General features: G+C 67.2%; 16 protein-coding genes and 1 tRNA gene. 9 read left to right on the top strand and 8 right to left on the bottom strand.

Annotated features, from left to right (window positions below; translation table 11 throughout):
- Window position 1 precedes the first annotated feature (1 nt).
- Together ACP7A3_RS11815 and ACP7A3_RS11820 are read right to left on the bottom strand one after the other, a co-directional pair.
- Complete coding sequence (locus ACP7A3_RS11815; protein WP_426255702.1) at window positions 2-1,081, bottom strand: efflux RND transporter periplasmic adaptor subunit; 1,080 nt, start codon at window positions 1,079-1,081, stop codon at window positions 2-4.
- A 95-nt stretch (window positions 1,082-1,176) separates the two neighbouring features.
- Window positions 1,177-2,247, bottom strand: coding sequence for a helix-turn-helix domain-containing protein (locus ACP7A3_RS11820; protein ID WP_426255703.1), 1,071 nt, complete (start codon window positions 2,245-2,247; stop codon window positions 1,177-1,179).
- Window positions 2,248-2,628: 381 nt separating this feature from the next.
- Here ACP7A3_RS11820 and ACP7A3_RS11825 point away from each other — a divergent pair, with 381 nt between their 5' ends.
- Window positions 2,629-4,236 (top strand): DUF6055 domain-containing protein, encoded by a 1,608-nt coding sequence (locus ACP7A3_RS11825; RefSeq protein ID WP_426255704.1) that lies wholly within the window; start codon window positions 2,629-2,631, stop codon window positions 4,234-4,236.
- An 18-nt stretch (window positions 4,237-4,254) separates the two neighbouring features.
- Here the strand turns inward: ACP7A3_RS11825 and ACP7A3_RS11830 are convergent, their stop codons facing one another.
- The 3 genes from ACP7A3_RS11830 to ACP7A3_RS11840 form a co-directional block, all read right to left on the bottom strand.
- On the bottom strand, window positions 4,255-5,913 hold the full coding sequence (locus ACP7A3_RS11830) for a peptide-N4-asparagine amidase (RefSeq protein ID WP_426255705.1): 1,659 nt from the start codon (window positions 5,911-5,913) through the stop codon (window positions 4,255-4,257).
- Window positions 5,914-5,996: 83 nt separating this feature from the next.
- Window positions 5,997-8,858 (bottom strand): M16 family metallopeptidase, encoded by a 2,862-nt coding sequence (locus ACP7A3_RS11835; protein WP_426255706.1) that lies wholly within the window; start codon window positions 8,856-8,858, stop codon window positions 5,997-5,999.
- Window positions 8,859-9,063: 205 nt separating this feature from the next.
- Window positions 9,064-12,198: a TonB-dependent receptor gene (locus ACP7A3_RS11840; RefSeq protein WP_426255707.1), complete on the bottom strand. Its 3,135-nt coding sequence runs from the start codon at window positions 12,196-12,198 to the stop codon at window positions 9,064-9,066.
- Window positions 12,199-12,460: 262 nt separating this feature from the next.
- On the opposite strand from ACP7A3_RS11840, the gene ACP7A3_RS11845 reads away from it, so the two are divergent.
- Both ACP7A3_RS11845 and ACP7A3_RS11850 read left to right on the top strand, forming a co-directional pair.
- Window positions 12,461-13,030 (top strand): RNA polymerase sigma factor, encoded by a 570-nt coding sequence (locus ACP7A3_RS11845; RefSeq protein WP_024310307.1) that lies wholly within the window; start codon window positions 12,461-12,463, stop codon window positions 13,028-13,030.
- Entirely contained in the window at window positions 13,027-14,049 is a 1,023-nt protein-coding gene (locus ACP7A3_RS11850; RefSeq protein ID WP_426255708.1) for a FecR family protein, read from the top strand. The genes ACP7A3_RS11845 and ACP7A3_RS11850 overlap by 4 nt, the downstream gene beginning before the upstream one ends.
- Before the next feature lie 67 nt (window positions 14,050-14,116).
- Here the strand turns inward: ACP7A3_RS11850 and ACP7A3_RS11855 are convergent, their stop codons facing one another.
- The 3 genes from ACP7A3_RS11855 to ACP7A3_RS11865 all read right to left on the bottom strand — a co-directional run bounded on the left by ACP7A3_RS11855 (window position 14,117) and on the right by ACP7A3_RS11865 (window position 17,776).
- On the bottom strand, window positions 14,117-14,767 hold the full coding sequence (locus tag ACP7A3_RS11855; RefSeq protein WP_331360170.1) for a TetR/AcrR family transcriptional regulator: 651 nt from the start codon (window positions 14,765-14,767) through the stop codon (window positions 14,117-14,119).
- A gap of 101 nt (window positions 14,768-14,868) precedes the next feature.
- Window positions 14,869-16,818 carry a putative bifunctional diguanylate cyclase/phosphodiesterase gene (locus ACP7A3_RS11860; RefSeq protein WP_426255709.1) on the bottom strand — a complete coding sequence of 650 codons (1,950 nt, stop codon included), beginning with the start codon at window positions 16,816-16,818 and terminating at the stop codon, window positions 14,869-14,871.
- Window positions 16,819-17,035: 217 nt separating this feature from the next.
- The gene (locus ACP7A3_RS11865; RefSeq protein WP_426255710.1) at window positions 17,036-17,776 is read right to left on the bottom strand and encodes a queuosine precursor transporter; all 741 of its coding nucleotides are present in this window, start codon (window positions 17,774-17,776) and stop codon (window positions 17,036-17,038) included.
- A gap of 58 nt (window positions 17,777-17,834) precedes the next feature.
- Here ACP7A3_RS11865 and ACP7A3_RS11870 point away from each other — a divergent pair.
- From ACP7A3_RS11870 to ACP7A3_RS11895, 6 genes are all read left to right on the top strand, one after another.
- Window positions 17,835-17,911 (top strand) — tRNA-Arg (locus ACP7A3_RS11870).
- A gap of 149 nt (window positions 17,912-18,060) precedes the next feature.
- Window positions 18,061-20,250: a TonB-dependent receptor gene (locus ACP7A3_RS11875; protein ID WP_426255711.1), complete on the top strand. Its 2,190-nt coding sequence runs from the start codon at window positions 18,061-18,063 to the stop codon at window positions 20,248-20,250.
- Entirely contained in the window at window positions 20,250-21,440 is a 1,191-nt protein-coding gene (locus ACP7A3_RS11880; RefSeq protein WP_426255712.1) for an ABC transporter substrate-binding protein, read from the top strand. The genes ACP7A3_RS11875 and ACP7A3_RS11880 overlap by 1 nt, the downstream gene beginning before the upstream one ends.
- The gene (locus ACP7A3_RS11885) at window positions 21,430-22,455 is read left to right on the top strand and encodes a FecCD family ABC transporter permease (RefSeq protein WP_426255713.1); all 1,026 of its coding nucleotides are present in this window, start codon (window positions 21,430-21,432) and stop codon (window positions 22,453-22,455) included. The genes ACP7A3_RS11880 and ACP7A3_RS11885 overlap by 11 nt, the downstream gene beginning before the upstream one ends.
- A complete protein-coding gene (locus ACP7A3_RS11890) occupies window positions 22,455-23,222 on the top strand; it encodes an ABC transporter ATP-binding protein (RefSeq protein WP_426255714.1) in 768 nt (255 codons plus the stop codon). The genes ACP7A3_RS11885 and ACP7A3_RS11890 overlap by 1 nt, the downstream gene beginning before the upstream one ends.
- On the top strand, window positions 23,219-25,201 hold the full coding sequence (locus ACP7A3_RS11895; RefSeq protein ID WP_426255715.1) for a TonB-dependent receptor: 1,983 nt from the start codon (window positions 23,219-23,221) through the stop codon (window positions 25,199-25,201). Before ACP7A3_RS11890 ends, ACP7A3_RS11895 begins: the two co-directional genes overlap by 4 nt.

The following is a 25,201-nucleotide window of genomic DNA, read 5'->3' on the forward strand; positions in this document are numbered from 1 at the left end:
CTTAGTGGAACCCCGGCTCGATACCGGCATCGACCACGCTCTGTCCGTCGACCAGCGTGTCGGCGGCGGTAGCGACGATCGACTGGCCATCACGCAGACCCGTGACCAGCGCATCGCGCCCCAGCCATGCCGCGATCCGCACCGGCTGACGCCGGATGTGGCTGTCGGGCTGCAGCGTCCAGACATAGGGGCGCCTGTCCGCATCGCCGATGGCGGACAGGGGGACGCGGACCTGCTGGTCCGGCGTGGGCGTGCGCAGGGTAAGCGTGACGATGCTGTTGTAGGGCGGCGGCGATCCCGTGCCGCTCAGGACGAAGCGGGCATCACGCAGATGCGACGTCGGATCGCCCTCCGGCGCGAGGCGGCGCAGCCGGGCGGTGAACGTGCCCGCCCGGCCCGGTACGCCGACATCGGCCATCGTCGCGGACGTCAGGCGCAGATCGGCCGGTGCGTGGATCTCCACCTCGGGCGCGCCGCTGGCGAGTTTCAGCACCGCCCCGCCCGCCTCGACGACGCTGCCCGGTTCGGCGAGGCGCGCGGTGATGACCCCGTCTTGCGGCGCGACCAGTACCGCGTCCGACAGCATGTCGCGGCTGCGCCGGACGACCGCAGCGGCAGCGGCGACCTTGGCAGCCGCGACGCGGGCGGCCAGTGCCCGCTGGCGGACCTCGGCGCTCGACAAGGCGCCAACGCCGTCCAGTCCGCGCGACCGGTCGGCCGCATCCTGCGCTGTCCGCGCATCGGCGGTGGCGGCGGCAAGCTCGGCCTCGGCCTGCGCCGCTCCGGCGTCGGCTTCGGCCTTGACCAGGCGGCCCAGCACCTGACCGGCGCGCACCGTATCGCCGACCTCAACGGTGAGCGTCAGCAGCCTTCCGGGCCGTTTGAACGCGAGCATCGTCTCGCGATAGGGGCGCACGACGCCGCTGAACTGGCGAAGCGCGCCGCCTGCGGCATGGCCGGGCACGACATCGACGATCGCCGTATTGCGATCGGGCTGCTGCGACGGTGGCGACGCACAGGCGTACAAGCCGGACAGGGGTAACAGAAGCGCGACGAAGTGACGGTGGCGAGCAAACGGCATGACGGCCCCCAGAAAGCGGAACGGGCGCGCCATGCCGGGTGCGACTCGCCGCGCCTCCCGGATTTCCGATTTCGACCGATCGATTTCGGAATCGATCAGTCCGACAGGGGCGGAGTCTCCAGATGCCGGCGACGGTAGGCGCTGGGCGTCTCGCCGAGCCGCGCCTTGAAGCTGCGGTTGAAGACCGCCAGGCTGCCAAAGCCCGCGTCCATCGCAATGGTCAGGATCGGGACGTCCGCCTGTTCGGGGTCGGCCAGCGCAGCGCAGACCTCGGCCACGCGCAGTCCGTTCAGATAGTCGCTGATGTTGCGATGCCCGAAACGGCCATTCACCAATCGGCGGACGCGATATTCGGGCACGTCGAGCCGCGCGGCGATGGCGCCGATGGTCAGCTCGGGCTCGCGGTACAGGCGGTCCTGCATCATCGCCCTGTCGAGCGCATGGGCGAGCGGCTCGTCCTGCTCCTGCGGCGGGGACGGATCGGCGGCGATCACCAGGGGCAGCGTGCTGTCGGGCGCGGCGGATGCGAACATGTCCCGATGCCGCAGGCCGAACAGCAGCAGCGCGAGACCGAACGTCCCCGTCACCATGCCGATCGCGCTCGCGATACCGGCCATGGCAAAGCGGCCGAAGGCCCGACCGACGATCTCCGCACCGATCGTCCAGAGCACGACGATCGTAACGATGACGACGAACGCCACGCGCGCGCGCCGCCGCGCCTCCACCAGATCGGTCGCGCGGTTCTGCCAGGCATGGCGCAGCGCATCGACGGTGAGGGCTATGCCCGCGACGTACAGAATCCCATCGAGCGGATGGAGCGGTGCATGCGTCCCCCGCTCGCCGCCGATCACCGCTGCGCTGACGCCGAGATACCCCAGCGCCAAGCCCAGTTCGGCAACGCCCGGGCGGAAATCGTCCTCGAACCACGAACGGGCAAACAGCCAGAACAGCGGCAAACTCGCCGATCCGGCGAGTTGCAGCAGTGTGGCGAGCGCCTGCCTATGCTGGACGAACGGCAAAGCGGCCGCTTCCGTCAGCAAGGCGGCACATGCCAGGGCCGCGCCGTAGCGACCGGCGCGGGTCGGTGCTTCGCTGAGGAACAGCGCGACCGCCAGTGCGAGCAACGTGGCGATGCCGCCGTGCAGCCAGGCTTCGATGCTCAGCACGCGGGTCTTTCTACGGTGGCGCCGATCGCGTGCGACGGCACGCTGTCGGTCGGGTGAAAGGTGGGGAGGCGGGGTCTTCCGCGCCGACCTATTGCGGCGATCCCGGCTTGCCAAGCGGCGAGGGGCGGTTTCATCGAGATGCATGGTGCGGTGCGATCTTGTGGCGGCGTTACGGCTTTTCGATCGTGCCTTGTCGTATTGCAGGACGAGAGGTCGTGGGGTGGGGGAGTGATGCGCATGGCGCGGGGAGTGCGATGGGTGGCGCTGGTGTCGGTGCTGATCGGCACGGCGTCTTTGCACGCCGCGCCCGCGTCCGCGTTCGCTGCGGCGTCGTCCGGGTGTCGGAGTCACACGACGCTGGCGCCATGGGGGCGTTATCCGATGCGACGCTGGACGCCGATCCGGCAGATCCGCCAGCCCGCGACGATCGACGATGACGGCAGTAAACGCGAGGGGCTGGCGATCGGTGCGCCGTTCCGCGCGCGCATGGTGCAGGCCTATGGCGTCGACGACGGCGAGGCGCGCCGGATCGTGGAGATGGTGACCGCGGCGGGCTGCTATCGCGCGTTCCGGGCGGATTCGTTCGTCTCTGCGGACCAAGCCATCATCGCCGCCGAAGTCGCGCGGCATCCCCCCACCCCCGATCCCAACGGCTATGCGACCGTGCTGGAGCCGGGGCAGGTGGAGCCAGGTGACCTCGAGGCCGGTAGGATCGCCAAGTACGAGACCCAGCATTTCGTCTTCTGGTACGGCACGAACACCAAGGGCGACAGCTATGCCTATGCACGCGACACCGGGCAGGACTGGCGCACCGTCCTGACCCGCGCGGGGGCGTGGGCGGAGCAGGTGTGGCATCTGAGCCGCGATCTGACGGGCGCACCGATGCCCTATGCCGACCGTCCGGCCGGCGAGCGCCGACGCATCGCGGTGTACATCTCCGGCACCGGGCGCCCCCATGTCGCGGACGGCGACTTGATGTCGGGCACGCCAGTCGCCTCGCCCGCCATCTGGATCGCCGCGAGCATGCTGAATTACGGATCGAAGACGTTCGCGCATGAATTCGGCCACGTCATGCAATTCTACTCGGGCGGCCTGCGCGACAGTCCGAGCGCCGGGGCGATCTGGGAAGCGGGCGGCAACTGGCTTGGAAACCTGCTCGTGCCGGGATCGACGACGTGGATCGGGAGTTACGGCAACCGGCAATATGTCGGGCCTTTGTGGCCCGATGCGCGCTACGGTGCGTTTCCGTTCCTCAATATGCTGTTCGAAGATCCGCGCACGCGACCGCTCGTCTGGGCGGGGTGGACCCACAATGCGCGGACCGCCTCTGGGGCGTCGACCGAGGATTTCGTGCCAACGATCCTGCGGCTCGGCACGGCATCGGGCGCCTATCCGAAGGGCTTTCGCTCCTTCGCCGACGACATGGGATGGTATGGCGCGCGGCTCGTCACGCTCGACTTCATGAACCAACGCGCGCTGCTCGACGCGGTTGCCCAGTCGCGGTTCGTCTTCGGCGGGACGCGTTTTGCCGCGCTGGTCACGGGCGACCGGCCGGGCCGTTTCGTGCCGCAGTCCGACCAGGTGCTGCACCAGTTCGGCACGGACCTCATTCCGCTGACCCCGACCGGCCATCGCGACACCGTGTCCTTACGCCTGACCGGCGCCACCACCGCCAAGGACGCGGCATGGCGTTTCGCGCTGGTGGCGGTGCGAGGCGAGACGGATGCATCCTATTCCCGCCTGAGCGCGGTGGAGGGGACCGGTAGCGCCACGGTCTCCTATCGTATTCCCAAGGATGCGCGCCTGTATCTGGCGGTGACGGCGACGCCGGGCGTGTATGAATCGCTTGGCTGGCAGAAGCCCGGATCGACGGAGGGCGCGCGCTTTCCCTATGTCGTCGACATCAGTGGCGCGGCGCCGCGGCTGAAGGGCGAGGTCGATTGCCGGATGCCGCAAATGACGCTGAAGGGGCCGCCGCCCGCCTGCTGACGCGGGGCTCTGCGCCGCCTATCGGGCAGGGGGCGTCGTGGTGCCGGACGTGTACACGACGGTGTCGTCCGTCACCACGGCCGTTCTGTCATAGCGACGTCCGCCCGCACCCGTGTCGTGTGCGGTCACGGTCACCCGGTTCGGCGTGGGCTGCGGCGGCGCGAACAGCGAGAAGCTGGGGGCGAAGGTCGTCAGCGTCTGTGCCGTGCGGCCGTTGTCGGGGCCATCGCCGCTGATCGTGCGCTCGCTGGCTTGCGCGATCTGCGTGCCATTTCGTACCCCATAGAGTGGTGGCTGGACGCCGATGTCGATGGCCAGCGTGTCGCGTTCGGCGATGCGGCGCCGCGATGGCGTCGCGCCGTGCGTCGTGACGGTCATCGTTTGGCGTGCGGCATAGCGCTTGCTCGACACGCCGGTGTCGCGGGTGTTGGTCAGCCGCTGGTCGAGGTCATAGGCGACGCGGGTGACCACGCGGCCGTGAGGGGTGTCGACATAGCCCTCGACACGGTCGGCGCGCGTGGCGATCGTCTGCACCGTGCCGATCGCGCTCGGCCCTCGTGGTGCGCGAAGCTGTCGCGTGACGATGCGCGCGGGGGCGAGCGTGTTGGCGGTCAGCGCTCCGGTCACCACCGGACGGGTGGGATCGACCGTCCCGATCAGCGTGCCCGACACTCGGAAGAACGTGCCGGCGGTCGGCATCGCAAGTGCGATCACATGCGGCTGGCCGTCGTTGAGCAGCGCGGCGAACGGCGTGAGGTCGACCCGGGCGGGCGGCAGGTTCAGCGCGCGCAGGGCGGGCACGCGTCGCCACAGGCCGGGATTGATGCCGCCGGTGAAGATGTCGGGCTGGACGGAGCGGACGCCCGCCAGCCGTCCGTCGATCCGTACCTCCACCTCGCGATACGGTGCGTCGCAGGGCGGCGGCCCGAAGATGTTGCGCTGGGCGAGATTGCCGGGCGCACAATCGTACCAGAATTCCTCGCGTTCCTGCCCGATGGCGAACAGGTCGATGGCCAGGCTCGTCAGGTTGCGCGGGAAACGGATCGTGCGTGACACCAGCGGCTTTTGCGGGTCGAGCCGCGCCAGTCCCGCTGTCACCGGCAGGACCACGCCGTTCGGAGCGGGCGCCTCGCCAGCGTAGAAGACCAGACGTGCGCCCCAATGGACATGCGCATCATGGTCCTTGTCGAGATAGTTGACCAAGGTCGCCCGGCCGTCGGTCGGCGTGCGGAGGAGCGCGGCATAGTCGGTTACGTCGCGGGCGACATGCCAATGCGGGGCATAGGTATCGCCGGGTTCCATCGTCGTGCCGAGGAAGAGGGTGGCACCGCCCAGCGTCAGGTCGGCGGAGCGATCGAATTGCGTACCCGTGGAGACGTCGAAGTCCGCCTCCAGCACCACCTTGCGCCACGGGCCGGGACAGTCGGCAGGCGGGCGGTAGGCCAGTGGCAAGGGTTCGTCGCCCTGGAACTCGCGCCGGTCGAACAAGGTGACGGTGCAGGATGGGCCGCTGGGGCGGGGCAGCGGCGGGCTCAGGTCGACGACGGCGTTGCCGATCGGCCGTGGCGCGGTCTGGCCAGCGGCGGGTGCGCCGATGCTGGCCGATAACCCGGCAGCGAACAGCGCCCGCCCCATGATGCCGCAAAGGCGGACGCGCGGCATATGATCGATGTCCATGGCCTGTCCCATGTCAAAAGAGGAGCGCGTCCGCGCCAATGGCCGCCCGGGGCGAGGCAGGATCGGCCTCGCCCCGGTGCACCTCAATGCTTGGCCAGCACCTGGGCCGGGGTCACCACCTCGACCGGCAGGCCCAGTCCTTCCAGCTGCGGGCGGATCGTCTTGGCATCGCCCACGACGGTCCAGACCCATTTGGCGGGCTGCAGATACTGCCGCATCGCGGCGTTCGCGTCGCGTAGCGCCACCGCGCGAATGCGCGCGTCGAAGGTGCTGAAGAAGTCATCCGGCCAGCCATTGCGCTGGAGCATGGCGGCAGCAGCCATCACCTGCCCGCCGAAGCGGAACGAGGCGACATTCTTGCGCAGCGTGTTGGCGACGGCCTCGTCGAACTCCTCCTGCGTGATCGGCCGGTCGGTGACGATCGCGTTCAGCTCCTTCTGCACCTCCTTGATCGCGGGGCCGACCTTGTCCGGTTGCAGCTGCACCTCGACCTGATAGCTCGACCCCAAATCGTTGACGTCGAAATTGCCCGACGCGCCATAGGTCCAGTGCTTGTCCTCGCGCAGGTTCATGTTGATGCGCGAGGTGAACTCGCCGCCCAGCGCGATGTTGGCGAGACGCGGTGCGACGCCCTCATAGCTGCGCGGCATGTCGACCAGTTGCCCGCCCCCCAGGAACGCCTGGACCTGGCCGGGCATGTCGACCAGCACGATCTTGGGCGGTCCGGTGACGAGCGCCGGGCGCGGGTCCAGCGCGACCGGGGCGGGGCCGCGCCCTTGCACACTCCAATGGCCCAGCGTGGCGTTCAGCTTCGGTAGGAGCGTGGCGAGCGGCTCGTTCGAGACGATGACCAGCTTGGCCTCTTCGGGGCGAATCCAGCGACGGAAGGCCGCCTCCAGATCGGGGCGGGTGATGGCGTCGACCTCGGCCACGCTGGGCACCTGCGATGCCTTGGCGAGCAGCGTCCCGGGCGCGAGCGCTTGCGTGAAGGCCGTGCCCAACAACGTGCCGGGGCTGGTCGGTGCGGCCGTGACGCGCGACAATTCCTGCCGCCGATATTCCTCCAGCCGATCCTGCGGAAAGTCGGGGCGGGTCAGCATCAGCATCATCGTGTCGAGCGTCGTGTCCAGGCTGGCGCTGGGCGCCGCGAACGAGACGCCGGAATCGGTGTTCTGCGCGCTGCCGTAGATCGCCGCGCCGGTCCGTTCGCGCAGCTGCTTGAACCAATGGTCGTCATGGCCACCCGCACCTTCGTCCAGCATCTGGAACATCGCGCGGATCGTGCCGGGCTTGCCGGCGGGATCGTCGACGCTGCCCACGTCGAACGACAGTTCGGCGGTGGTGAAGGGGACGGCGTCGTGCTGGACGTAGAGGACGGGAATGCCGTTCGCCAGTTTGGCGTGCTGCACCGGCGGGAAGCGGGCGGCCTGGGGCTCGCCGACGCCGGGGATGGGGCCGCGCGTGCCGCTTTGCGGGGCGACGACGGCGGTCTTGGGTGCATCGGGCACCTCGGTCCCTGCGACGCTTTCGTCGCCCGCCGCGGTCATGCGCGGTCCCGGGACGATCATGCCGCGATAGCCCGGACGGCCCAGCCACTTGCGCGCATCGGCCATGACCTTTGCCGGGGTCAGGGCGAGATACGCCATCAGGTCGTCCTTATATTTGGCGGGCGAGCCGAGCACCGAATTGGCCTGCATCAACAGGCCGCCGCGCGCCTCGATCGTCTCGTTGTTGCGGACCGCCGGAATGATCCGCGTCGCCTTGTAGCGCTCCAGCGCATCGGCGGACGGCGTGCTGCGCAGGAAGGCGGCGATCGCGTCGTCCAGCGCCTTTGCCGCGACGTTCGGATCGACACCCTTCCGGACCGAGCCGTAAATGGTGAATTCGCCGACGCCGCGATAGGTCGTGTTGTCGGCGCTGAGATTGTTGAACAGCTTCTCCTGACGCACCAGCTTGTCGAACAGCGGTGCGCCGTCGATTCCGGTCATCAGGCCCGATACCGCGTCGAGCGAAAAGTTCGCCGGGTCGCGCCCGCCGGGCACGGGCCAGGTCCGGGCGATCTGAGCCGTCGAGACGGGGCCGGTGAACGACTGGTTGATCGGCGCGGTCAGGACCGGCGGCTCGGCGGCGGGCGCGGTGATCGCGCGCCCGCGCGGGATGTCGCCGAAATAGCGCATCGCCTTTTCCTTGGCGGTCGCGAGATCGATGTCGCCCGCCAGCAGGAGCGTGGCGTTGTTCGGACCGTAATAATCCTTGAACCACTGATGCACGTCGGCGAGCGACGCCGCGTTCAGATCCTTCATCGATCCGATGACGCTGTGGCCATAGGGGTGCGAGGCGGGATAGATCGCGCTGCGGCGGCTGTAGCCCAGGATGCTGGCGGGGTTGTTGTCGTTGTTGCGCTTTTCGTTCTGGACGACGCCGCGCTGCTCGTCGAGCACGCCCTGGGTGATCGCACCGAGCAGATGCCCCATCCGGTCGCTTTCCACGAACAGCACGCGGTCCAGGCTGCCGGTCGGCACCGCTTCGTGATAGTTGGTGAAATCATAGCCGGTGCTGCCGTTGACGCCGATCGACCCGGCGTCGCGCAGATATTTGAAATAGTCGCCCGGCGCATTCTCGCTGCCGTTGAACATCAGATGCTCGAACAGATGGGCAAAGCCGCTGCGCCCCGCGGGCTCGAAGGTGGAGCCGACGGCATAATTGATGCTGGTATAGACGATCGGCACGCTGTGATCGGTGAGGACGATGACCGTCAGGCCGTTGGGCAGCGTGAACGTCTGATAGGGAATGGTGAAGTCGCGGACCAGCTTGACGAGCTCCGCCGGGGTGGTGTCCGGGCGGGATGCCGTGGTGGTTGCGGCGTTCGCGGGACGTCCGGCCAAGGCCGGGACGGGGGCCAGGATCAGTGCCGTACCGGCCATCAACATCATACGCAGGCTCATCGACTTATCCTTGATCGGTTGGGGTAGGCACTGGTCGAACGACGGTTCGGCACCGTGACAGGGGTGCGGAACCGTCGCGGGACAGGACAATCGGGGGTGGGAAAACCGTAATGGCGAGGACCGTGTTTGGGGCGGCGTCCGGCCGCGCTGCGCCTGTCGACGATCCGCCGCACCCCGTCGTTTCGACGGGATGCGGCGGCCGGGGTCAGAACGACTTGCTGACCCCCAGATAGAAGTTGCGCAGCCGCGGATCGCCGTACGGGCTGTAATAGAGCGGCGCCTGCGTCACATCGAGCGGCGGCATCTTGTTGAAGATGTTGTTGATGCCGAAACGCACCGTCATCTTCTGCGGCAGGCGGTAGCTGATGTTCATATCATGATACATCTGGCTGGCGACCTTTGCCGATCCCTGCGCGGCCACGACGCTGCGATCCAGCGTCAGGTAATAGCCGCTGAGATAACGCGTCTGCCAGCCGAGGCTGAGCCGGTCCTTCGTCCATTGCAGCGACCCGCTGCCCCGGAAGCGCAGGGACCCGGATGCACTGGTGCCGGCCGCGAAACCGGCCGTGACGACGCCTGCGTAATTTTGTGCGGGCGTGTCGGCGAACGGCTGGATCACCAACTGGTCGACATAGGTCGCACGACCGATGGCCGACAGCTGACCGCCGAACAGGTTCGTGTCGTAGTTGAGCGTGAAGTCATAGGCCGAGGTGACCAGCGACGTCAGGTTGATCAGCGATATGTCCAGCGCGGTGATCGGCCCGACGGCAAAGCCCCCCGATGCCGGGCCGCGCGTGACGCGGTCGGGGTTGGATGTGATGAACTGGTTGAACTGCGACTGCACGGCACCGAAAAGCAGCAGCAGCGGATCGAAATACATGTCCCGCTTGTGGATGCGCGTCCAGTCGACCGAGAATCGCAGGCCGTCGATGAAATGCGGCTTCAGGATCAGGCCGGCCGTCCACGTCTTGGACGATTCCGGCCGAACGGCCGGATTGCCGCCCGAAAATCCCGAGATGACGCCAAGGCCGAACATCTGGGTGCCGATCAACTCGTTGTTACGCTGCGGATCGCGCATCTGAAGGGTGATCTGCGGGCGGGGGACCTTGACCAACTGGCTGAGCTGTGGCGGCAGATAGCCGGTCGTGTACGAGCCGCGCAGCGTGACGCCATCGATCGGCGACCAGAGCAGGCTGATGCTGGGATCGGTATGCGCATTGGTGGTTGTCGATCGCTCGATGACAGTTCCCGTCGGCGGGCAGTTGTCGAAATAATTATATAGTTTCGCCTCGAACGGCGTCGCGCACGATACCGGGTCCGACGTATCGGTGCCGTCGCCGCTATAGGATTCATGCCGTGCCGACAGGCGCAATTCCAGCAATCGGATCAGCGGCAGTTGATGCTTGTCGCCCAGGATCGGGAATACGACTTCGCCATAGACGGACTTGGTCGTCTGGTGCGCGGTGGGGGTGAAGGTGGTGACCGCGCCATCGTCGGTCAGCAGCGTGAGAAGGCGCGAGTCCAGTTTCTGGGTGTTGATCTCGGTGTTGACGGTCAATTGCGGCTTGCCGCCCGGCAGCGAGAACGGCAGCGGCCCGGCGAGGCGTAGCGAGGGCGCGACGTTGCTCGATTTGCCGTCCTGCTGGCGCTGATAATAAGGCGTCTTGTCGTAGGTGAAGGGGAGTGGATAGGTCGAGGTATCGACGAGCGCGTTCAGAACCCCGGACTGGAGATCGTTGGAAGCGAACGCGTTGATCGCCGGCGGGCTGTTCGCGACCGAAAAGTTGGACTTGGAGTAGGAGACTTCGGCGACCGCCTGCCAGTCTGCCGGCAGCCGGACGATGGCACCGCCCAGCGTACGCAGTGTCGACGACACCTGCTTGATCCGGGCATCATAGGCGGGATTGGCCGGGAACGCGATCGCGAGATCCTGCGTGAACGGGTTGCTGGGGGCCGACGCGAACAGGAAGACCGAGTTGAGCGTGTTGGAGAAGGTGTTGACCGCCGAGGAATGTGACATGCCGATTTCGGCATAGGCGGTCAGCCAGCTGTTGAACGTGCGCCGCACCGCGACCGAACCGCTGTACTGATTCATCGGATAGAGCAGCGGCGCGCGCGCGCCGGTGCCGGCGGCGGTATTCGGCTGGTCGAGGTTGAAGGTGCCGAGTGACGAGAGCAGCGGAGCTAGGCCGGCCTTCGCGATCCCCGCATAGCCCTTGGGAATGGTTCCCAGGCCGCTCGACAGCGTCTGACCGCCATATTGGGGCTTCAGCTGGAGCGGCGAGCCGTCCTGCGTCTTGAAGTTGACCAGCGAACCCTGCGGCGGATTGGTGAAGCCACCATAGAAAGAGCCGGGGTCGTTGGCGAGGATGTCGTCCAGCCCACGGCGGCGCAGATTGTCGCGGTCGCCGTATCGCAGCGCCAGCTGCTTGGTCCAATTGCCGGTAAAGGTCAGGCGCGTGCGTCCTCCTTCCAGCGGCAGGCCGCCGGTGAGATCGATCGAGCCGCGACCCTGTTTGAAATCGCTGGTGTTGTCGTAGTTCGCCGACAGTTCGGCGCCCTTGAAGTCGCGGCGCAGCACGATGTTGATGACGCCGCCCGATGCGCCGCTGCCGTAGATGCCGGAGGCCGACGAGGCGAGAACCTCGATCCGCTCCACCGCAGCGATCGGGATGCCGGTGATCGACGGCTGGGTGATGTCGCCATTGCCCAGGTTGATGCCGGGCTGACGCCGACCGTCGACCAGGATCAGCGTGTCGCGCAGGCCGATGCCGCGCAGGTTGATCGCGCTGACGCCGATCGGGCGGCGGGGATCGGCTGCGGTGCTGCCGCCGATCGCCTGATCGCCGACGGTGGGCGAGGTGTTGACGTTCAGCTGGTTGCGCAGGAACGTTTCGAGGTTGGGCGCGCCGCTGCGCTCGATCTCCTTGCGACCGAGCACGATGAACGGCTGGCTATCGTCCTGCGTGCGTTCGATGCCGGTGTTGAGCGACCAATTGACCTTGCCGTTGACGAGGATGTCAGGCGTGGCGCTGGTGTCGACCTCGTCGCCGGCCAAAGGGCGGAGGGCGACCGCACCATCCTCCGTCGTGACGATCTTCAGACCGGTGTCGATCAGCAGGCCTTGCAACGCCAGCAACGGGGCATAGTCGCCATGGATGCCGTTCGTCCGCTTGCGGCCGACATCGTCCATCCGATACACGATCTGGAGTTTGGTCACCTTGCTCCAGGCTTGCAGCGCCGCCGCCAAGCTCCCGGCCGGAATATCGAACCGCTGGGCGGCCCGTACGCCCTGCGTGGTCTGCGCCGCGACATGGCCTGGCACAAAGGCCGTCAGCATGCTCGCCCCCAAGGCGATCGCCACACCCCGTCTTTTCATCTGATGCCCCCTTGTTGCGGTCGCTCCCATCACGCCGCTCGGCAAGATTGTCATTCGGGCGCCACGAACCCGTAACATCGGATTTCAAAAAAGTTTACGATCGTGGAACTTTTCGCCAAAAGTGGTCGGAGAGGGGCTTGTCGCGTTTTTCCGTTAGGGTTTTGACGCGGCCGATTGTCATGACGGCCGAACCCCTTGGACGAAGGAGTGTCTCGAGCGGACGATGGTAGACGACAGGCAGTTGGAGCGGTGGTTTTGCGAGGAGGTGCTTCCCCTGGAAGCGTCGCTGACCCGCTATCTGCGTCGTAACTGGCGGACGGCCGAGCAGATCATGGATATCCGGCAGGACATATATGAGGCGGCGCTGACGGGCGGGCGGCAGGAATTGCCGACGAACACCCCAGGCTATGTCTTCACGATCGCCCGCAATATTCTGGTCAATCGGGCGAAGCGCGAACGGATCGTGCAGTTCGAACATTATGCCGACATGGAAAGCGTCGACCAGGGCGTGGATCTGTCCGCAACCGACCGCCATCTGGATGCGCGCGACGCGCTGCGCCGGGCGCAGGAGGGGATCGAGCGGCTGCCTCCGCGCTGCCGCGAGGTCGTGCGCCTGCGCAAGATCGAAGGCTTGTCGACCCGCGAGGCGGCGGCGCGCATGGGCGTCGGCATCGATACGATCGAACGCCAGCTGGTGCTCGGTATCCGCGCGATGGCCGATGCGATGCTGGGCGGCGCGGGCAAGATCCGTCGCGGCGGCGCGGCCGGCACCGGCAAGGCGCGCCGCCAATGAACCGCGCGACGATGATCGAAGAAACCGCCGCGCGTTGGATCGTCCAACAGGAAAGCGGGGAATGGTCCGCCGAGGACGCCGCCGCGCTGACCGCGTGGCTGGACGAGCAGATGGCGCACAAGGCCGCGTTCTGGCGTCTGCGCCACGGCTGGGCGGCGGCAGACCGGGTCGGCGCGCTTGGGTTCCAGAGCGCCGCCCCGCGATCGCGCGCGCGGCGCGGCTGGCAGGCTGTGCTGCGCGCCCGCCCTCGCGCGATCGGGGCGATCGCCGCCGCGCTTGCGGTGACGGTGGGGATCGGCACCACGGTGCTGCGATCGCCGACGGGTTTTGGCCTGGGGCATGGTGCGCAGGACACGGCGTCGCCATCGCAGTCCGCGCCGGTGCGCGTGCAGACGCCGGTCGGCGTTCGCCATGCGATTGCGCTGCGCGATGGCAGCCGGGTGGAACTGAACACCGCGACCGTTGTGCGCACCGCGGCCGCCGATCATGGGCGCGAGGTCTGGCTGGATAAGGGCGAGGCCTATTTCGATATCGTCCACCGCCCCGACGATCCCTTCGTCGTGCATGCGGGGCCGCGAACGGTGACCGTCCTGGGCACGCGCTTCACGGTTCGCCGGGATGGGGACAAGGTGACGGTGGCGGTGCTGTCGGGCAGGGTGCGGATCGAGGATGCGACCGCTGGCACGGGCACGCGCTCCGCCGTCATCGGACAGGGCGACATCGCCTATGCCCAATCGCACGGCACGCTGGTGGCGCTGGCGGCACCGGCGCGGGTCGAAGCGATGACCGGATGGCGCGACGGCCTGCTGGTGTTCGACAACCAGCGGCTGGGGGACGCGGTGGCGGATTTCAACCGCTATACCAACCGCCCGATCCGTATCGCCGATCCGTCCACCGCCGACATCCGGATCGGCGGGACGTTCCAGATCGACAACAGTGCGGGGTTCCTTGACCTCCTTCACTCCGCGTACGGGCTAAAGGTGCGATCCGAAGCGAACGGTATCGTCGTCGAGCCGTGATCGGCGCGCGCGGGGCGGGGGCGCCGGATGCCAGAGCGGTCGGTCGGCATCGACCATCCGATGCTCGCTAAAACGTCGCCATCGCCCCTTGTACCATCGGCCGGACGGTCAGGTCCACGAACCGGTCGATATCTTCGCTGCGGCTGAGGTCGATGTCGAACTGGCCGGCGCCGATCGTTCGCGCCAGACCGATGCACAAAGCGAAACAGCTATAGGCGAGCGGACAGTTGCGATGCGCCGCGGCGGTATCGCTGAGGTCGAACCCACCCTCGCCATAGATCAGTTCGGCCATGCCGACGAACGCGCGCAGCGAGGCGGCGCGAAACCCCGGATGGATCGTGCCCCGATCGGTGCGCCCGAACATGACCCGGACCAGCTCGGGCTGGGCGACGCCGAAGCGGACGTAGATCTGGGCGTGGCTGATCAGCCGGTCGACCTTCGTATCCTTGGTCGCGGCAGCGGCCTGCAACACGACCTCGAGCCGATCGAACGCCTCGCGCGCGATGTCGAGCACGAGGAAGTCGATGCTGGGATAATGGTTGTAGAAATTGCCGGGCGTCACGCCGAGTTCGCGCGACAGGCGGCGCACCGTGACATGTTCCAGCGTTTCGGTGGCGAGGATATGTTCAGCGACCTTGCGCAGATCCTCGACGACATTGCCCCGATGATAATTGGCGCGCGGCGCCGCCGGGTCGGGTGCGTTCTTCGAAGCCGCCATGGTGCCGGCTCTAGCCGTGGTGCGATACGCTGACAACCGACGTCGCCGGGCCCAGCGCTCGGGCAGCCATGGAACCGGCCGCGCTCCCCCGGCGGGTGCCGTCACATTTGGTTGGCCCGCAGCGAGGGCTGTGGGGTGAGATCGGGATCGGCGGTCGGATGGCCGAGCAGATAGCCCTGCACCTTGTCGACGCCCAGCACGCGCAGAATATCCAGCTGCGCCTGCGTCTCCACCTGTTCCACCACGATCGGCGTGCCGACCGCACGACACAGCTCGACGACGCCGATCAGCAACTGACCGGCGAGCGGACATTCGGCGATCGACTGAACGAGGCCGCCGTCGATCTTGATCAGGTCGAACCGGATGTGTTTGAGGTATCCGATCGAGGCAAAGCCGGCGCCGAAATCGTCCAGCGCCACGCGGACGCCGAGCGCCTGCAATTCGGCGATGGTCCGTCGCGCCACCTCCAGGTCCCGCAGCAGCGCGGTTTCGGTGATTTCGACGATCAGGCGATCGAGTGGGAAGCCGTGGCGTTCGCAGGCGGCGGCGACCATGGCGCACAGATGCGGCCCGACCTCGCCCGCGGTGACGTTGAACGACAGCGCGAGGTGCGACGGCCATTGCGTCGCCCTGGCGAGCGCGCGGGCGAAGAGATGGTCGGTGAAATGCGTCGCGACGCGTGCCCGGTCCGCGACTGCGAACAGCTCGTCCGGCGGCACGTTGCCCAGGTGCGGGTGTTGCCAGCGCATCAGCGCCTCGAATGCGACGACCTCGCCGCTGCCGGTGCGGACGATGGGCTGGAAATGCACGTCGAGCTGCGCGAGCGCGGCCGGATCCTGATAGGCGGTTTCGATGATGCGGCGCCGATCGCTTTGCTGCTGCAAACCGACGTGGAAGGCATAGGGCTGCGCCTGCTTGAGCGCCTTGCTCTCGTAGAGCGCGAGATCGGCGCGATGCATCAGGTCGATCGGATCGCCGGGCCAGACATCGCCCGTCGACAGGCCGATCGATCCGCGCGGCTGGATCACGTCGTCGCCGATCGTGATCGGCTGGTCGAATATCGCCGCGATCCGCTGCGCGGCCTCTGCGACCTCGGCCGCGTCGGCGGTGGGCAGCAGCACGGCGAACTCGTCACCGCCCAGCCGCGCGCACAGCGCCTGGGGCGGCACATGCTGCGCCAGTCGATCCGACACGCGGCGCAGCAGGACGTCGCCGACGCCATGGCCCAGTCGGTCGTTGACCGCCTTGAACCCGTCGAGGTCCATCAGCACGACGGTGGTGTCCAGCCGTTCGCCGGCCGGCCGCTGTGCTTCGTCCAGCCGGGCGAGGAAGGCGCGGCGGTTGGCGAGGCCGGTCAGCTGATCGTTGAAGGCGAGGTGGGCGACCTCGCGTTCGCGCTCGATCGTCGTCGCATGCGCCTGCACGATGTCGTGGAATTGCTGGTGCTGGCGCTGCATCCAGGCGAACAGCAGCACGGCGATGACCGACAGGTTCGCCGCCGCCGCCATCAGCGCCGGATTGCCTGTCGCGATCATCGCGACGACCATCGGGACCGTTCCCGACCAGATCACGGCATAAGCGGCGCGGGGCAGCGAGACCATGCAGACCGCGCAGGCGATCGTCGACAGCGCCGCAAAGAACGGGATGAAGGCGGCGACGTCCGCGCTGCGGGCATAGAGCACCCAGGCGCTCCACGCGGACAGGCTCAGGCCGAACAGCAAAGAGGTGCGGACGGTCGAGGCGAACATCCGCCGTGCCGCCGCCGCACCGGCATAATGGACGCGCCGCCATTTCAGGATGCGGAACACGCTGGAGCATGCGAGGACGCATGAGGGCAGATAGGTGACGGGCGCGGCGCGCGCGGACGAGGTGATGAACGTCAGGAAGGTGACGTTGATCAGCAGGATCAGGTGCAGGCTCGGCACCTGATGACGCAGCGCCCGGAACTGCGCCGCGGCAAGCATCTCGTCCAGTTCGCTATCGGCGGGACCAGGCGTGTGCGGCGATGTCTGCCTGGTGCCGCTCTGTCGGAAGCGCGTGAGAGTCGCCACGACTCGCGACAACCGCCCCCGCACGGCCCGCGTCACGGGCGATGCGGGGGGTGAGGGCAGGGGCGCGATTGTAGCCATAACCGACTGATTAGCGGCTAAAAGTGAATCCCTTCCTTCGGTGTGCGGGCGCGCGGCATTATTTGTTGAAGAGGAGGCTGCGGCGACCGTTGCCCGTCGAGGGGGATGAGCGATCATCCCTGCGGAGTACGGCGGTCGATCAGACCCGCGCGCGGAACGGCGTGAAGTCCGTACCCCGGTCGAATACGTCGACGCCTTCGGCCCGCTTCAGCGCGCCAACGACGACATAGGTCAGCGGCGTCAGCACGACCTCCCACGCCACCTTCAGCGCCCATTGCGTGAACAATACGGTGACGACCAGCTGGGGCGTGAAGCCTTCCGCGCCCAAGAAGGCGACGGGATAGAAGATCAGGCTGTCCACGCCTTCGCCCAACACGGTCGAGGCGATCGTGCGGGTCCACAGGTGCTTGCCGCCAGTCCACACCTTCATGCGCGCCATGACATAGCTGTTGACGAACTCGCCCGCCCAGAAGGCGAGAACGCTCGCCAGCACGATCCGCGGCACCTGACCGAAGATGACGGCATAAGCCGCCTGATTGCCCCAGGACGGCGCCGGGGGCAGGGCGACGACCACCCAGCTCATGAACGCCATGAACACGACCGCCGCGGTGCCCGCCCAGATCACGCGGCGCGCGCGGGCATAGCCATAGACCTCGGTCAGCACGTCGCCGATCACGTAGCTGACCGGAAAGAACAGGATACCGGCGCCGAACGGCCATGACCCGATGCCGGGCAGCGTCACCTGCGCGACCTTGCCCGCGCCGATGACGTTCGACAGCAATAGGATCGCGACGAACGCCGCCATCACGAAATCATAATAGCGAAACGCCTGCCCCGGCAGCGCGCTCGCATCGACCGCCCGTTCGTGCCCCGTATCCATGGACACGCACTCTATGGCTTTTCCCGGCCCACGCAACGCGCTACCGGGGCTGCCTTGCGCGCCCGTAGTTCAACTGGATAGAGCACGAGCCTTCTAAGCTTGGAGTTGCAGGTTCGAATCCTGCCGGGCGCGCCATTTCAGAACAGACCTGCGAACCGGCAAGGCCGGTTTTCCGCCCGCAGTGGCGTCGGCCAATCCACCCCAAAATGCTTGCGCGATGATATCACACATCATAGCGTGTTTCGATCTGGGGGGAAGGCGCGTTGACGAGACGAATTGTTGCGATGGGGATTGGTGTTGCCCTGTCGATGCTGCCGGGCAGCGCACTGGCGCAGGTGGCTGACGATCAGAAGACCAATGCGGACGACATCGTCGTGACGGCGACGCGGACCGAAAAATCGCTTCTCGACGTGCCTGCGGCGATCACCGTGATCGACAATGATGACCTGCGCCGCCGCGGCCTGACGATCGGCAGCGATGAGTTTCGCGGCATTCCCGGCATCTTCTTTCGCCGGACCGACGGGGATGCCGAGGATACGTTGCAATTCTCGTTCCGCGGGGTGACCGGCAGCGCCGGCGGGGATACCTTCCTGGCGCTGATCGATGGCATACCGTTCGTCGGTCCCGACGAGCAGGTGCTGCTCGACCAGCTGCCCTATGGGGCGATCAGCCGTACCGAGGTCGTACGCGGACCGGTATCCGCGCTGTACGGGCGCGGGGCGACCGCCGGCGCGGTCAATTACATCACGCGCAGCCCGGGTTTCGACGGCACGACCGCGTCGCTGACGGCGGGCACGTACGACTATGTTCGCGGCGAAGCGACCCTCGAGCGGAGGATGTTCGGCGATGGGGGTGGGGCGCTCCTCTCCGGCTTCTACGAGGACGACGGCGGCTGGCGGGCACACTCCCATCGCAAGGTGCTGAACCTGTTCGGCAAGGTCGTCGTGCCGATCGGCGCGGACACCACGCTGACCGCCTATGGCAATTATTTCGATCGACAGGTCGAGGTGCCGAGCAACATTCCCCTGCTGAGCGACGGGAGCCGTGCCAGCGTTGCAGGCGGTCGTCGCGGTTACATCGGTTACCTGCCCAACGACCTGGATACCAAGGGCGGGATCGGCGCTCTGAAGCTGAGGCATAGCTTCGGAAGCAATGTCGAGCTGGTGCTGACCGGGCAGCATCGTCGGTTAGACCGGTCCAACAGCTTCAATTTTTACCTCAGTGGCAGCGTCGATCCGCAGGCCAAGACCTACGCGGTCAACGGCTTTGCGCGGCAGGATGAAAGCAGCGTCTGGATCGGCGATGCGCAGCTGACGGCGCGCCTGGGCGCCCACACGATCGTGGCCGGTGGCAATGTCGAGCGTGCCCGGATGAACGAACGCGACTTCTGGTCCGGCGAATATGGCTTCACGCCGCAGTGCGGGTTCCGCTTCTTCCAGATCGACATCAATTACGCGACCGGCGCCGTGCTGAACGCCGATGCACCGTGTTTCCAGCGCCATTTCCTGCTTACCGACGGGACGGTGCGAAACCGGTTCTGGGGGGCCTATCTTCAGGACGAATGGGCCGCGACCGACCGGCTGACCGTGACCCTCGGCCTGCGCTACGACGACTTCCGGCGGCGCGCGGTCTTCCGTCCCATCGAAGCAGCCTTCAATCCGGGAGGGCGGCTGTCTGCGTCAGAGAACGCCTTTTCGCCCAAGGCGAGCGTCGCCTATCGACTGGGCGAGCGCGATGCCGGAACACGCGGCATGGTCTATGCCTCCTATGGGCGGGGCTTCAACTCCAACTTCGGGCCGCTCTTCTACTTCGATCCGGCGTTATATCAGCTCGATCTCAAGCCGATGACGATCGACAGCTATGAGGTCGGTTACAAGGGCAGGACGGGCTCCGGCATCCTGGCGTGGGAAGCGGCCCTGTTCCGCTATGACCAGCGCAACCGGCTCGTCACAACCACGAACCCCGACGCAAACGGTCCATCGACCCTCCTGACGACCGGGCAACGCTATCGTAGCCAGGGGATCGAGCTGTCCGCCGTCGTGCGGCCGGACCGCGGCACCAGCATTTCCGCCAATTATTCGTATGTGGATGCGGTCTGGCGGGAATATCGGGTGCCCGGTGCGACCAGCGAGGTCGACCTGACGGGGAAGCGTCCGGCGGGCGTTCCGACCCATATCGTCAACGTCAGCGCACAGCGGCGCTTCGCGTCGTGGCTGAACGGTCGCGCCGACCTTTACGTCTATGGCGATTACCCGATCACCGGGGACAATCGCGTCGCGAATGGCGGCTACGCACTGCTCAATCTCAGCGCGACGATCGCCTTGCCGACGCGGCTGCCGCTGGAACTGGACCTGGCGGTGACGAACGTCCTGGATCGCGAGATTGACTCCTATTTCGGGACGGACACGCAGCCGACCTTCGCGACCCCATCCACCCCGCGGCAGGTCCGGGCAACCGTAAGGGCGAGCTTCTGATGCGTTGGCTGATTGTGTTGCTGATCGCTCTGCTTGCCGGGTGCGGCAAGCAAGCGACCGAGACACCCGCCGTCGGTCGTCCGATCCCGATCCCCCACACCCGCACGTTCAGCGTGGTCGAGCGGGATGGGTATCGGATCGTCGATCTGCACGCCAATATCGTCACCTGGGGCGGCGCCGCGAATGGCCCGGAGCAGCGGGTGCGTGTCGTGCTGGTGCCGCGAAGCATTAAGGCGCCCGCGCTGACCGGCGATCTTGCCGGTGTGGTCATGGTGCGCACGCCGGTGAAGCGTATCGCCGTCAATTACGGGGGCAGCGAGGCGCTGCTGACGGCGATCGGCGCGGCGGATCGACTGGTCGCGGTGGGCGGTACGAAGTCGTACGACGATACCATCCGCGAGCGGGTGAAAAAGGGGGAGATCAGCCAGATCGGCTATGGGTGGCACTCGCCTCCCAACCTCGACGTGCTGCTTGCGGCCAAGCCCGATGTCTTCCTCATGACGATCGGCGATCCGGCCCATGCGGACGCCATGCGCCGCGCGATCGCGATGGGCATACCGGTCATGCCCGTCTTCATGGCGAACGAATCGGACTATCTGGGTCCCGTGCAATATGCGCGACTGTTCGGGATGCTGACCGGACGGGAGCGGCAGGGCGAGCAGTTCGTCGCCATGGTCGAGAGTGGTGTCGATCAGGTCAAGCGCGCCGTCGCCGCCTTGCCCCGGCGCAGCGTGTTGTCCGCCTGGTGGATGAACGCCGATACATGGATGGTGACCGTTCGCGGCGCAGCCAATCGCCTGTTGGAAGATGCCGGTGGCATCAACGTCATGCGCCGCCCCGACGACCCGCGCCTGGACGATACGATGCAGATGCCATCCGAAACGGTGCTGACGGACGGTGGCAAGGCCGACTGCTGGCTGTGGCGCGATCCGATTTCGAAGCGGTTCGGGGACCAACGGTTCCTCGCGCATATGCGTGCCTGGCGTGACGGATGCGTGTTCGCCGCGGATGGCGGGGAAAAGCCGGGGGTGGATGCGTTCGACCTGTTCGAGCGGGGTGCGATTCGACCTGACCTGCTGCTCCGCGATTACGCGCGGATGCTGCACCCCGAACTGCGCGGTTGGCCCGCGACGTGGGTGCGGCGGGATCAGCGGGCAGGGGGCAGCGCGGGGGTCGGTCATGGATCGTAGCGTGGCGGGCGCCGGTGCGCTGTTCGTCGCGATCCTCGTCCTTGCCGCCGCGTCGCTCTGCTATGGCCAGGTCATCCTTTCGCCGCTGGACGTCGTTGGCGCGATGACGGGATCCGGGGATCCCACCCTGTCCGAGATCGTCTGGGCGATCCGCCTGCCCCGCGTCCTCACCGCGGTCGTCGCGGGCGGCGCGCTGGGGGTCGCGGGTACGTTGATGCAGGCGCTGTTCCGCAATCCGATGGCGGACGCCTGGTCGCTGGGGCTTGTCGCGGGCGGACAGCTGGGCGTTGGCCTTGCCGTCGCAGGCGCGGCGTTCGCCGGCCCGACCGTCCTCCTCTTCCTGACGTCCTTTGCCGGATTGAGCCTTACGCTTGGCGCCGTGATCGGTGTCGCGGCCACCGCCGCCGCGATGGCCGCGCTGGCGCGCCGGGTCGGCAACATCACGCTCCTCGTCGTCGGTCTGATGCTGGGCTTTACCGCACAGGGACTGGTGAGTGTCATCCTGCACTTCGCGAGCCGCGTCGGGGGGCGCGTGTTCTCGGGTTGGGATGACGGCACCTTCTCGGCGGCGACCACCGCCGACCTGCCGTGGCTGGTGCTGCCGGTCGTGTGCGGACTGGCGTTGGCGGTCGTGAACGCGAAGGGACTGACGGCATTGCTGCTGGGCGAAACCTATGCCGCGAGCCTCGGCACCAACGTGCCGCGCCTGCGCCGATCGATCCTGGCCGCGACGGTCCTGCTCGCCGCGCCGGTGACAGCACTGTGCGGCCCGGTCACCTTCGTGGGGCTCATCGTCCCGCACCTCGCCCGCCGGCTGGCGCGCACCGCGCGTATCCTGCCGCTGATCCCCCTGGCGGGACTCGCCGGCGCGCTGCTGGCGCTCGGCGCCGACTTCATCGTGCATCTGCCGTGGGAACAGCATTTCCTGCACCTCAATGCGGTGCTGGCGCTGGTGGGCGCGCCGGTGGTGATCGCGCTTCTCGTATTCGCCCCGGCCATGCGGAGCAGCGACTGATGCTGTACCTCAATAAGCTGAGCGTCGGCTACGTCGGCCCGCGCGGCACCGTGCTTGCCGATCTGACGTTGGAGGCGCCGGCCGGCAGCTTCGTCTGCGTGCTCGGCCGCAACGGTGCCGGCAAGTCGACGCTGATGCGGACGATCGCAGGCCTGCAGGCTGCGCGCGGCGGTCGCGCGCTGCTGGGCGACGAGGATATCGCTGCGATGCGGCCGCAAACCCGCGCGCGGGCGATCGCGGTGGTCCTGACCGAGCGCGTGTCGAGCCCGGGGCTGACCGTTGCCGACGTCGTATCGATGGGACGCCAGCCGTTTACCGGCTGGCAGGGGCGGCTATCGGCGGAGGACGATGCGCGGGTGGTCGAGGCGCTTGCTCAAGCCGGTGCAACGTCCTTCGCCGCCCGGCCGTTCGACGGCTTGTCCGATGGCGAGCGGCAGCGGGTCATGATCGCACGCGCTATCGCGCAGGCGCCACGGCTGATGGTGCTCGATGAGATCACCGCCTTTCTCGATTTGCCGGGACGTGTCGAGGCGATGGCACTGCTGCGCGCGCATGCGCGCGCCACCGGCACGACCGTGTTGCTCTCCAGCCACGATCTGGACCTGTCGTTGCAGCTCGCCGACGCTGTTTGGCTGCTCGACGGCACGGGAGGATTGGTCGTCGGACCGGCCGCCGATCTGATCGCCGCGGGCCATGTCGGCCGTGCGTTCGACACGGACGCCGTGCGCTTTTCGCCCGAGCGCGGACGGTTCGAGTTGATCGGATGACCGCACTTTCCGTCGGTTGGTGGTTGCTTGTCCAGGCCACGGCGCCGCAAGTATCCGCCCCGCCGCCTACGGCGCCGCAGCCCTCCGCCCAGGTCACGCCGTCAGCCCCGGCGGTGCCGCAAGGCCGCGCGGAAGAGAATGCCGTGCGACAGGCGCAGGACGCGTTTGGGACCACCATCGGTCGCGAGACGATCGGCATCTACAACAGCGGCAGCGTGCGCGGCTTCTCGCCCATCGCCGCGGGCAATGCGCGGATCGACGGTCTCTACTTCGATGCGACCGCTGCGCCCAACGAGCGCATCCGCCGATCCACCAGCATCAAGGTGGGATTGTCTGCCCAGGGATACCTTTTCCCCGCGCCGACCGGCGTCGTGGACTACGCCTTGCGCCGCCCGGGCAACGAGGCGCTGCTGTCGACTACCGTCGGTCTCAACAATCTGGGCGACAAGAGCCTGGAGTTCGACGCAGAGCTGCCGCTTGCCGGTGATGCCTTGTCGCTCGGTGCCGGGCTTGGCCTGTACGACCACGTCTTCAACAACGGGGCGACCAGCCGGCAGCATGTCGAAGGCCTGACCCTGCGGTGGCGACCGCGCCCGGGTATCGAACTGCTTCCCTTCTGGGGACGGTCCGACATCGACGACAGCAAGATCGGTCCGCTTCTGACGACGGCCGGCCCTTATCTGCCGCCACCGATCCAGCGTGGCGTGTTCTACGGCCCTGCCTGGGCGGTGTATTCCGGCCCATCGGAGACGGCGGGACTCACTGGCAGCGCAGCGTTCGCGGGCGGGTGGAAGATCGAGGCGGGCGTATTTCGAGCGTTGTCCGCAAGCCGGGCGGACATCTTCACCTTTCTCGACCAGATCACGCCTGACGGCCGTGCCCGCTATATCGCCTTTTCGGACCCGCCCTATCGCCGGGTCTCGGTGTCGGGCGAAGTGCGGGTGACGCGCACGATCGCCGATGGCCCCCGTGTCCATAACATCAGCCTGTCGGCCCGCGGTCGCGCTCGCGACGAACGCGTTGGTGGCTCCGCCTTCCTCGATTTCGGCGACGTGCGGCTCGGCGATCCGCTGGACTTCGCCAAGCCATCGATCGCTTATGGCGCGTACAGCCGGGATCGGGTGCGGCAGTGGTTCGGCGGCATCGCTTATACCGGGCGGTGGCGCGGCGTCGGCGAGGTGAGCGCCGGCCTGTCGAGGACGGATTACGCCAAGCGTTTTCAACGCCCTAACCAGCCCGCGCTCCAGACTCGGGACCGACCCTGGCTCTTCAACGTGGCCGGCGCGATCTACGCCGGTGAGCGCGTCGCTTTCTACGCCGGCTATACGAGGGGGCTGGAGGAGGCCGGTCTGCCGCCACAGAACGCCACCAATCGCAACCAGCCTCTGCCCGCCATCCTGACCAGCCAGCGCGATGCCGGTGTGCGCTGGACCATCGCCGGCGACGTGAAGCTGGTGGCCGGCGTGTTCGACGTGCGCAAACCCTATCTCAGTCTCGATCCGACGGGGCTGTTCACGCGGCTCGGCGATATCCGCAATCGAGGGATCGAGGCGTCGCTGTCCGGCACCCCCGTTCACGGGCTCAGCGTGGCGTTAGGCGGCGTGTTCCTCGATCCGCAGGTGACGGGCGAAGCGAGACGATCGGGGCAGACCGGCAAGCGCCCGGTCGGTGTGCCGCTGCGCTCCGTCGATCTCAATCTCGACTGGCGCCTGCCTGGCTTCGAGGCGCTGTCCCTTGATGGTGCCGTCACGCATCAGGGACGTGTCGCGTCCACGGTGAACAACGACCTGTTCATCCCTGCGCGCACGCTGGTGGACGTGGGCAGCCGCTATCGCTTCGCGATCGGCAAGAACCGCGCGACGCTGCGGGTGTCGGTCAGCAATCTCTTCAACGTCTACGCGTGGGATTACTATGGCCCATCGACCTTCGACTATGTCCCGCAGAGGGCGGCTACCGCCTACCTCGCTGTCGATTTTTGA

It is taken from the genome of Sphingomonas sp. DC5200-1, assembly GCF_049897245.1.
Classification (GTDB): Bacteria; Pseudomonadota; Alphaproteobacteria; order Sphingomonadales; family Sphingomonadaceae; genus Sphingomonas; species Sphingomonas aquatilis.